General features: G+C 44.7%; 6 protein-coding genes. 5 read left to right on the plus strand and 1 reads right to left on the minus strand.

The features are described from left to right. Positions 1-452 precede the first annotated feature (452 nt). The 5 genes from BVI01S_RS21340 (at position 453) to dnaB (ending at position 7,708) form a co-directional block, all read left to right on the plus strand. Entirely contained in the window at positions 453-2,513 is a 2,061-nt protein-coding gene (locus tag BVI01S_RS21340) for a methyl-accepting chemotaxis protein (RefSeq protein ID WP_061811502.1), read from the plus strand. Between the two features lie 303 nt (positions 2,514-2,816). Further along, positions 2,817-3,740, plus strand: a complete 924-nt coding sequence (locus BVI01S_RS21345) for a YybS family protein (protein ID WP_061811503.1) — start codon at positions 2,817-2,819, stop codon at positions 3,738-3,740. A 26-nt stretch (positions 3,741-3,766) separates the two neighbouring features. Continuing rightward, positions 3,767-5,740, plus strand: a complete 1,974-nt coding sequence (locus BVI01S_RS21350; protein ID WP_061811504.1) for a DHH family phosphoesterase — start codon at positions 3,767-3,769, stop codon at positions 5,738-5,740. Next, entirely contained in the window at positions 5,737-6,183 is a 447-nt protein-coding gene (gene rplI / locus BVI01S_RS21355) for a 50S ribosomal protein L9 (protein ID WP_034764788.1), read from the plus strand. The genes BVI01S_RS21350 and rplI overlap by 4 nt, the downstream gene beginning before the upstream one ends. 172 nt (positions 6,184-6,355) lie before the next feature. Beyond that, the gene (gene dnaB, locus BVI01S_RS21360; protein ID WP_034764791.1) at positions 6,356-7,708 is read left to right on the plus strand and encodes a replicative DNA helicase; all 1,353 of its coding nucleotides are present in this window, start codon (positions 6,356-6,358) and stop codon (positions 7,706-7,708) included. 42 nt (positions 7,709-7,750) lie between these two features. On the opposite strand, the gene BVI01S_RS21365 is transcribed toward dnaB, so the two are convergent. Continuing rightward, positions 7,751-9,475 carry an ABC transporter ATP-binding protein gene (locus BVI01S_RS21365; RefSeq protein WP_061811505.1) on the minus strand — a complete coding sequence of 575 codons (1,725 nt, stop codon included), beginning with the start codon at positions 9,473-9,475 and terminating at the stop codon, positions 7,751-7,753. Between the last annotated feature and the right edge of the window lie 499 nt (positions 9,476-9,974).

The following is a 9,974-nucleotide window of genomic DNA, read 5'->3' on the forward strand; positions in this document are numbered from 1 at the left end:
TTTTTTTTATGGGTTTTTCCGTAATTTCCTGCACTCTTGGTTTTTGGGCTTTGTCAGATGCTTTTTTTACCACGACAAACTTTGCTAAATAGTCTCTCGTAAAAATTCTTGATCCTTTTTAGTAAGAGATTTTATATCTATTCATAATTAGAAGCCCCCATGTAAAAGCAAAGAGTGGATTGTAGCGGAAGGCACTTGACTCCTTCGGGAAATAGAGGATAGGTCGAGACCCCGCAGGGCGAAGCCCGAGGAGGCTCGACTTCCTCCCCGAGGAAAGCAAGTGCCTGGAGCGAAAAGGAACGGTTTTTTTTACGCCACAACTTATATTCAACGACAATCGATTTTTAATATTAGAAGAGTGAATTCCCCCAAAACTATAAATAATCACAGGAAAATGTCGATGAATAAGTGTGTGTACATTGATGTTTTTTGTAGTAAAAGGGGGAATTTTGGTGAAAAAAATCAGAAAGAAAAACAAAAAAGATCATAAAAAGACATTTATTTTATCATCCATCAGATTGAAGCTTATCGTCATCATTTCTATCTTATTTATGGTTTCCTTGGCTGTCATCATATCCATTACCAGCTGGCAGACGAGAATGAAAACAGAGGATGAAGTCATCAGTCAAACCCAAGGGATTGTCGGGGAACTCAATAATTCCGTACAGCTGTTCCTTGGACAATATGAAAAGAGTATTGATCAGTACTCCGTTTCCAACTCATTAAAAAACTATGCCAAGGCACAAATGCAAACAGAAAAGGACGTAGATAATACAGAGCTATATGCAAATATCCAATCGGATTTTGATAATTATCTAAATTTGTACGAGGAAGCTACTTCCATCTACTTTGCATCACCGAATAAGAAACTGAAAATCGTCCCTTCCGTCTCTCTGCCGAGTGATTTTGATCCAACGAGCAGAGATTGGTATAAAACCGCTGCAGAGGCAAGGGCCGGAGTCGTATGGAGCGAACCTTATGTGGATACGGCAACGGAGGAATACATCATAACCGCCTCAAGGGCGATTGTCTCTGAAAACAAAGTGGTGGGTGTCCTCGGTGTCGATATTAATTTGTCGAAACTGACTGACCGTGTTTCCAAAATGGATATCGGATATAATGGCTATCCATTTTTGATCGGTCTTGATGGGACAGCCATCGTTCACCCAACCAAACGCGGTGAAGATTTGTCCACCCTGCCTTTCATCAGCAAAATGCTGAAATCCGATAAAGAATCGGATACGATCCGTTATGAACTCGAAGGCGATAAAAAAATATTGGTATACAGTACGGTACCGAAGACGAATTGGAAAGTGGGATCTGCTTATAATATGGAGGATCTCATTCAGTCATCGAAAGACATCGAACGTTTACTCATGATCACGGCTCTGATTACACTGGTCATCATGCTGGTACTGGTTGTCATTGTAGCCAACATGATGACGAAACCGATTAAAGAGCTGCAAAAAACGGTAACTGACGTTTCGTCCGGTGATTTATCCATTCAATCTACGATTAACACAAAAGATGAAACGGGCCTCCTGGCTACAGATTTAAATAAAATGATCGTGAATATGAAAGATACGATAAAAGTCGTTCAGGAATCGATCTATAATGTTCGGGAATCTGCCGAAGGGCTTAGTGCAGTTTCTGAGGAAACAAATGCGTCAAGTGAGGAGATGGCAAGGGCCATAGCGGAAATCGCCAGTGGAGCTTCACAGTCAGCGGCTGACTCTGATCGGGCTCATCTTCAAACTGAGCAATTGGGAGCGAGAATTGATGGGGTTTATGAAAAATCCAAAGCCATGTCGGAACTTGCAGGGAAAGCGGATGCCATGAACCAATCTGGATTGAATCAGGTGAAAGAATTGGAAAGTGCCTACCATTCTTCCAGTGAATATATCACTTCCATGGAAAAAGTCATCCTTAGCCTGGAAGCGAAAGTGAAGACGATTGAATCCGTCATGGGGACGATCACGGAAATTTCGTCTCAAACGAATCTGCTTGCCCTCAATGCGAGCATTGAAGCAGCAAGAGCCGGAGAGCACGGCAAAGGCTTCGCTGTAGTTGCCGAAGAGGTTCGCAAACTTGCCGATCAATCCGTGAAAGCAACGGAAGAAGTCAAGCGCACGATTGTTGAGATCCAAAAGGGATCTCATCAAGCAGTGGATGAAATGGTCAAAACAAAAGAAACATTCGAGGTGCAGAATGATGTGATTCAAAAAACGAATCATGTATTCGACGAAACCTCTCAATTAATGAAATCCATGCAGCGTGAGATTGAGAATATGTATAACGAAGTGGGTCAAATCAACCTCGAAAAGGATGAAGTGGTCAATGTCATCCAAATGATGGCCGCGACAGCCGAAGAGACAGCCGCTTCCTGCGAGGAAATGAGTGCTTCGACAGAGGAGCAGGTAAGGGCTGTACAATCCGTTACGCATGCAGCGGAGCGTCTGACGGACTTAAGCCAGGAGCTTCAGTCCTCCATTGAACGATTCAAAATTTCATAATCTGTGATAGTAGGGTCATCCTGACACATTGCCATTCTTTATCTACTACGTATACTCCTTTTTAGAGTGAGTGCATACTAGAGTAGATGGATAGCTGTGAAGAGGGGTGCCCTCTTTTTATATGAACATAATGAAGGATCTTCACAATCTGGAACGTGTTCGACCAGAAGTGGTCCGAGTTTCACTGAAAGTGGCACAAATTTGACAAAAGCCCCTTTCAAATCCCCATTAGATGAAATCTATCTTCAAAATTGATATGATAGTGCTATTGCATTGTTTAATCTATCGTAAGGAGCGTTTTGAGTGAGGAATCCCCGTGTATTGACAGAAGGTGCGCTTATGCTCGCCATCTTTACTGTGCTGATGTTATTGAGTTTATATGTTCCTCTTATTGGGACCCTGGCATTTTTTGTGTTGCCCCTCCCTCTTATTTTATTCAGTTCCAAGTATTCGTTATGGAATTCGATCGTAGTATTGATCGGATCACTGGGGCTGTCTTTCTTATTCGGAGGACTGCCTGCATTACCGGTTGCCTTTATGGTGGCTACAACCGGGGTGGTCATCGGCTGGTGTGTGAGGGCAAGAGTGGATAAGATGAGGCTATTTATGGCAGCAAGTTTCACGCTTGTTATCAACATTGTGATTGGTTACGTTGTTTCCATTTTATTTTTAGGTGTGAATGTAATTGAAGACAGCCTGAAGGAATCAAAGGCTGTTTATTATTCTTTTTTCGAAAAGCTTGGCCAGCAACCGGATAAAAAGCTGGTTGAGAGTCTGGAGAGTTCCGTCGATTTGATCCACACCCTGATTCCTACTTTGTTTGTAGGGATAGCTGTGGTACTTGCCTTACTATTCATCTTGATCAATTTCCCGATCATGAAGCGTCTGGGAAGGGATGTACCGGTCTTCAAGCCATTCAGGGAATGGAAGCTCCCTAAGAGCATTCTTTGGTATTATTTGATCACACTTGTGCTGTCCATGATCCTTCAGCCGGAAAAAGGAACTTACGTTTATACGGCACTGATTAATATTTTGTATGTACTGCAGACACTGATGGCGGTGCAAGGTTTGTCTTTCATTTATTTCTTTGCTCATCTGAAAGGATGGTCCAAAGGAATTTTGGTATTAATTACAATCATTTCGATTCCTCTTCTTTATCTCGTGCGAATTTTAGGTATAATTGACTTAGGATTTGATCTAAGACAACGCCTGCAACGCAAGTCATAGAAATTTAAGATCCAGGAGCTGAAATCATGCCATCTTATTTTAATAAGCGAATGATCCGCTACCCATTGTACGGTCTAGCTATATTAACAGCTCTATTGTTAGTATCGGTTTCCTTTTACCAATGGATCATTTCGTTAATAGGGTTGATTGTCTTTGGAATCGTGTACTTTCTCGCTTTCTATTTTGAAAGAAGGTCACACGAAGAAACAGAGGAATATATCTCCACCTTATCCTATCGCGTCAAACGTGTAGGGGAAGAGGCATTGATGGAGATGCCCATTGGGATCATGCTGATCAATGATGAATATTACATAGAATGGACGAACCCCTTTCTTGCCTCTTGTTTCAATGAAGACACAGTCGTTGGAAGGTCCCTTTACGATGTGGCTGAATCACTCGTTCCATTAATCAAGCAGGAAGTCGATTCGGAAATTGTGACGATTAATGAACGAAAATATCATGTCGTATTGAAGCTCAAAGAAAAACTACTCTACTTCTTTGATGTCACAGAGCAAAAAGAAATAGAAAAGCAATACCATGATGAACGCACGAATATTGGAATTATTTTTCTAGATAACTATGATGAGTTGACGCAAGGCATGGATGATCAGACGAGAAGCAGCTTGAACAGCCTTGTGACATCCATCCTGAATAAGTGGGCGAAAGAGTACGGTGTGTTCCTGAAGAGGGTCTCTTCCGAACGCTTCATCGCCGTCATAAATGAAAAGATCCTTCAAGTGTTGGAGAAGGAGAAGTTTGGGATTCTGGATGATGTCCGGGATACGACCTCGAAGCAAAATGTCCCCCTCACCTTGAGTATCGGTGTCGGGACAGGGGTCTCCTCCCTTCCGGAACTTGGGACACTGGCTCAATCAAGCCTCGACCTCGCCCTTGGACGAGGCGGCGATCAGGTCGCGATTAAACAGACCAATGGAAAGGTCAAGTTCTATGGCGGTAAAACCAATCCGATGGAAAAACGGACCCGTGTACGGGCAAGGGTCATTTCCCATGCTTTAAAGGAAATCATGATTGAAAGTGACAAGGTCATCATCATGGGGCACAAGCATCCCGACATGGACGCCATCGGAGCAGCAATCGGGATCCGGAAAGTGGCTCAGATGAATCAGCGTGAAGGATACGTCGTCTTGAACTTCAATGAAATCGACAACGGTGTAAAACGTTTGATGAAGGAAATCAAAGCGAATTCCGATCTTCATCCACGCTTCATTACCCCGGAGGAAGCACTTGAGATGGCAACGGACGATACGGTGCTCGTCGTCGTCGATACCCATAAGCCTTCCCTGGTCATTGAAGAAAAGCTATTAAACAAGGTGGATAAAGTCGTCGTCATCGATCATCATCGACGGGGCGAAGATTTTATCAAAAATCCACTGCTTGTCTATATGGAGCCTTATGCTTCTTCTACGGCAGAGCTTGTGACAGAGCTTCTCGAGTATCAGCCGAAGCATGAGAAGATCACGATGCTGGAAGCGACATCGCTCCTTGCCGGTATCATTGTCGATACGAAGAGCTTTACGCTTCGGACGGGATCGAGGACGTTTGATGCGGCTTCCTACTTACGGGCACAGGGTGCAGACACAGTGCTCGTCCAAAAATTCCTCAAAGAGGATGTCGATACGTACATCAAGCGTTCCCGGTTGATCGAGTCGGTCAAGTTTTTCCGTGAAGGAGTTGCCATAGCGAAAGCCGAGGATGATGTCATTTATGATCCCGTCCTCATTGCCCAGGCAGCAGACACCTTATTGACCATGGATGAAGTCATCGCGTCCTTCGTCATCTCGAAGCGGGACCCTGACACAATCGGTATCAGTGCCCGTTCACTGGGTGACGTTAATGTACAGATCATCATGGAAAACTTGAACGGCGGAGGTCATTTAACCAATGCCGCCACCCAGATCAAGCAAGTATCGGTCCTGGAAGCGGAAGAACAGCTGAAAGAAGCACTAAATGATTATTTTGAAGGGAGAAAAGAGATATGAAAGTCATTTTCTTAAAAGACGTTAAAGGCAAAGGTAAAAAAGGTGAAGTGAAAAACGTAGCGGACGGCTATGCACATAACTTTTTACTGAAAAAAGGATTGGCCGTTGAAGCGACAAACGCCAATATGGGCCAACTTGAGGGTCAAAAGAAGAAAGAAGAGCAATTGGCTCAAGAGGAACTGGAAGAAGCGAAAAAATTAAAAGCGACATTAGAAGAGCTCACGGTTGAAATGAAAGCGAAGTCCGGTGAAGGCGGCCGTTTATTCGGTTCCATCACGAGCAAGCAGATAGCAGATGCGCTGAAAAAGGCTCATGACATCAAGATCGATAAACGTAAAATCGAGATGAATGACGCCATCCGCGCACTTGGTTACACAAATGTTCCTGTGAAGCTGCATACAGATGTGTCTGCGACATTAAAGGTACATGTAACGGAAGAATAGTTTTCCACTGAATATACGAAATTTGGTAACTTCATTTTGAGAAAAATATGTTAAAATGAATATAGCTTGATATGAAATGTGATCTGGATTTTATCCTGATCACATTTTTTCGGTAAAATACCATTCTTTTTTTATATAGATAATGTTGATCGTAAGGGAGGCGTGAGCATAGATGAATGAAATGTTTCAGGACCGGGTGCCACCTCAGAATATTGAGGCTGAACAAGCGGTATTAGGGGCCATTTTCCTGGAGCCCAGTGCATTGACGACCACATCGGAAATATTGATTCCAGAGGATTTCTATCGTCATTCTCATCAAAGAATATACAATGTCATGCTGAATCTCGGGGATGGCGGAAAGGCCGTCGACCTGATAACGGTGACTGAAGAACTGGCAGCAGCGAAAGAGCTCGAGGATGTTGGCGGGGTCGCTTACTTAAGTGAATTGGCCGCTTCCGTTCCAACCGCTGCGAATATTGAATACTACGCAAAGATCGTGGAAGAGAAGTCATTACTGAGAAGGTTGATTCGTACAGCAACCGATATCGCTTCTGACGGCTATGCCCGTGAGGATGAGGTGGACAGCCTCCTGAGCGAAGCGGAAAAAAATATCATGGAAGTCGCTCAGCGTAAAAATGCCGGAGCTTTCCATAATATCAAAGATGTACTCGTGCGCACCTATGACAACATCGAAACCCTGACGAACCGTAAAGGTGACGTGACGGGGATTTCAACAGGATTCGCCGACCTTGACCATATGACGGCAGGATTCCAGCGAAATGACTTGATCATTGTCGGGGCCCGTCCTTCCATGGGTAAGACAGCTTTTGCCCTGAACATCGCTCAAAACGTAGCCGTTAAGGCCAAGGAAAATGTAGCCATCTTCTCACTCGAGATGGGTGCGGAACAGCTCGTCATGCGTATGCTGTGTGCAGAAGGGAATATTAACGCACAAAATCTCCGAACCGGTGACCTGACGGACGAAGACTGGAGAAAATTGACCATGGCAATGGGGAGCCTCTCCAATGCCGGTATTTATATCGATGATACGCCGGGGATCAAAGTAGGGGAAATCCGTTCCAAATGCCGCCGACTTGCACAGGAGCACGGTCTTGGAATGATCCTCATAGACTACTTGCAGCTGATCCAGGGTAGCGGTCGCTCCGGCGAAAACCGTCAGCAGGAAGTTTCGGAGATCTCACGGTCACTGAAAGGGCTGGCCCGTGAGCTTCAAGTGCCGGTCATCGCCTTATCCCAGCTCTCCCGTGGAGTGGAGCAGCGTCAGGATAAACGTCCGATGATGTCCGATATCCGTGAATCAGGAAGTATCGAGCAGGATGCTGACATCGTAGCCTTCCTATACCGAGAAGATTACTACGACAAAGAAGCGGAAAATAAGAATATCATCGAAATCATCATCGCCAAGCAGCGTAACGGTCCGGTTGGGAACGTGTCTCTGGCGTTCGTGAAGGAATACAATAAATTCGTGAATCTGGAGCGGCGGTTCGACGACGCTCCGGCTTAATAGAAAAAATCCAAGCGTATCAGGCTTGGATTTTTTTTGTTGTTATAAGATTGTGGCATGTTGATGAGCATGAAGCCTTGTAAAGATTCCATTTTCATTAGAGAGTAACTCTTCATGAGTCCCATCCTCGGCGATCCCGTTTTCAGTGACGACGAGAATACGGTCTGCTTTCCGGATCGTTGCCAACCGGTGGGCAATTACGAGGGTGGTCCTGTCTTTCGCCAGTTCATTTAACGCCTCCTGGATGATCGCTTCTGTCTCTGTATCCAGAGCGGAAGTGGCTTCATCCAAAATCAGGATTCGTGGATTTTTAAGGAACATACGGGCAATGGATAAACGCTGCTTTTGCCCCCCGGAAAGCTTCAGTCCCCTTTCCCCGATCTGGGTCTCATATCCGTCTGGAAGGGATGCGATCAGATCTGTCAGATGCGCACGTCTCGTCGCTTCCTCAATCTCTTCCTGAGTGGCATCAAGCTTCCCATAAGCGATATTTTCACGGAGCGTCCCAGTGAATAAGAACACATCCTGTTGGACGATCCCGATCTGGGAACGGAGGGATTCCTTCGTCATTTCACGGATATCAATGCCATCAATGGTGATGGCTCCTTCTTCTATATCATAGAAGCGTGGGATCAATGAACATATCGTCGTTTTCCCGGCACCGGAAGGACCGACAAAAGCGACCGTCTGTCCTGGTTGGATGGTGAAGGATAAATCGTTCAGAATGGGCCGGTCAGGTTCATATCCAAAAGTCACGTCGTTAAAGGCAATATCACCTCGGAGCGTAGACACTTCAACAGCATGGGGGCGATTCTCGATATCCGGCTCCATATCCATAAGCTCGGTGAACCGCTTAAAGCCTGCCATGCCCTTCGGATACAGCTCTAAAAGGGCTGAAATCTTGTCGATCGGTTTAAACAGGACGTTGATATAAAGGATGAAGGCGACAAGCTCCCCATACGAGAGGGCTCCTGAAAAACTCAGCCAGGCTCCGTATACTAGAATGATCAGGGTCATCAACCGGGTCGTAATATAAATCCCTGATAAATTTACGCTCATTACGTTATAAGCCTTCAGTTTCGACTTCCGGAAAAATTGATTATTTTCATTAAAACGTTCCATTTCATAAGACTCATTCGTGAATGATTGAACCACTCTCGCCCCTGAAACACTGTCTTCAACGCGGCTGTTGACATCAGCGATATTTCCGTACATCTTCGTCCAGGCTGCATTCATTTTAATATTCGAATACGAAATGAGCCACACAAGGAACGGAACAATGATGATCGCAACCAAAGCAAGCTCCATATTGATCGAGAGCATGATCCAGAACGCCCCGATAAAGGTCATGACGGCGATGAACAGATCTTCTGGTCCATGGTGGGCAAGCTCCCCGATATCCATCAGATCATTTGTCACCCGGCTCATGACATGACCTGTTTTCGTATTATCAAAGAAGCGGAAGGATTGCCTCTGAACATGATGAAACAATTCCCGCCTCATATCCGTCTCGATATTGATCCCGAGCTTATGCCCCCAGTAGTTCACGACGAACTGCATACTCGAACTGAGCAAATAAAGAACAAGGAGACCCGCTGAAACAGCCAGGATGGTACTCCAATTCCCTTCAGGCAATAAAGAGTCAATGAACCACGATACCGCCAAAGGAAATCCCAACTCTAAAAGTCCAACCAACACCGCACAGACGAAATCAATATAAAAAAGCCGCCGGTGCGGACGGTAATAACTAAAAAATCGTCTAATCATCACATCGTCACCTCGTTATTCAATTGTATGTAAAATTCAAAATGCTTATCTTAGATTAGCAAAAGTTTCTACATTGCGCTATCTTATTTGTTCGGTTCTTTACCACGCTTGATCAATCAAATTGAGTGTGTCTGCTCTGTTCGATTAGCAAATTGCTTGATTGTCAGGGGATTCGCTCCCTTTCCGCGGACGACCGGTCAAGCCTCCTCGCATTCGCTGCGGGGTCTTGCCTCGCCCGTTTTTCCGCAGGAGTCTCGCAAATCCCCTGACAATCTTTATGAAGAAATCATGAACAGAGCAAATAAATTTGAGATGACTGCTTATTTTCCAATTGATGGGTAATGTACATGAGGGCAGTCTAAATCATCTGTGAGGGAATGATTAAATTTGTGATCCTTTGAAGATGGTTTATTTTCTGAAGCAAACTATCTAGAATAGGAGTTTTTTGTAGACTATTCTCATAATGCAATCAGAATATAGAAGCACAGAGTGGATTGTA

This window comes from Rossellomorea vietnamensis NBRC 101237 (assembly GCF_001591825.1).
In the GTDB taxonomy this organism is placed as follows: domain Bacteria; phylum Bacillota; class Bacilli; order Bacillales; family Bacillaceae_B; genus Rossellomorea; species Rossellomorea vietnamensis.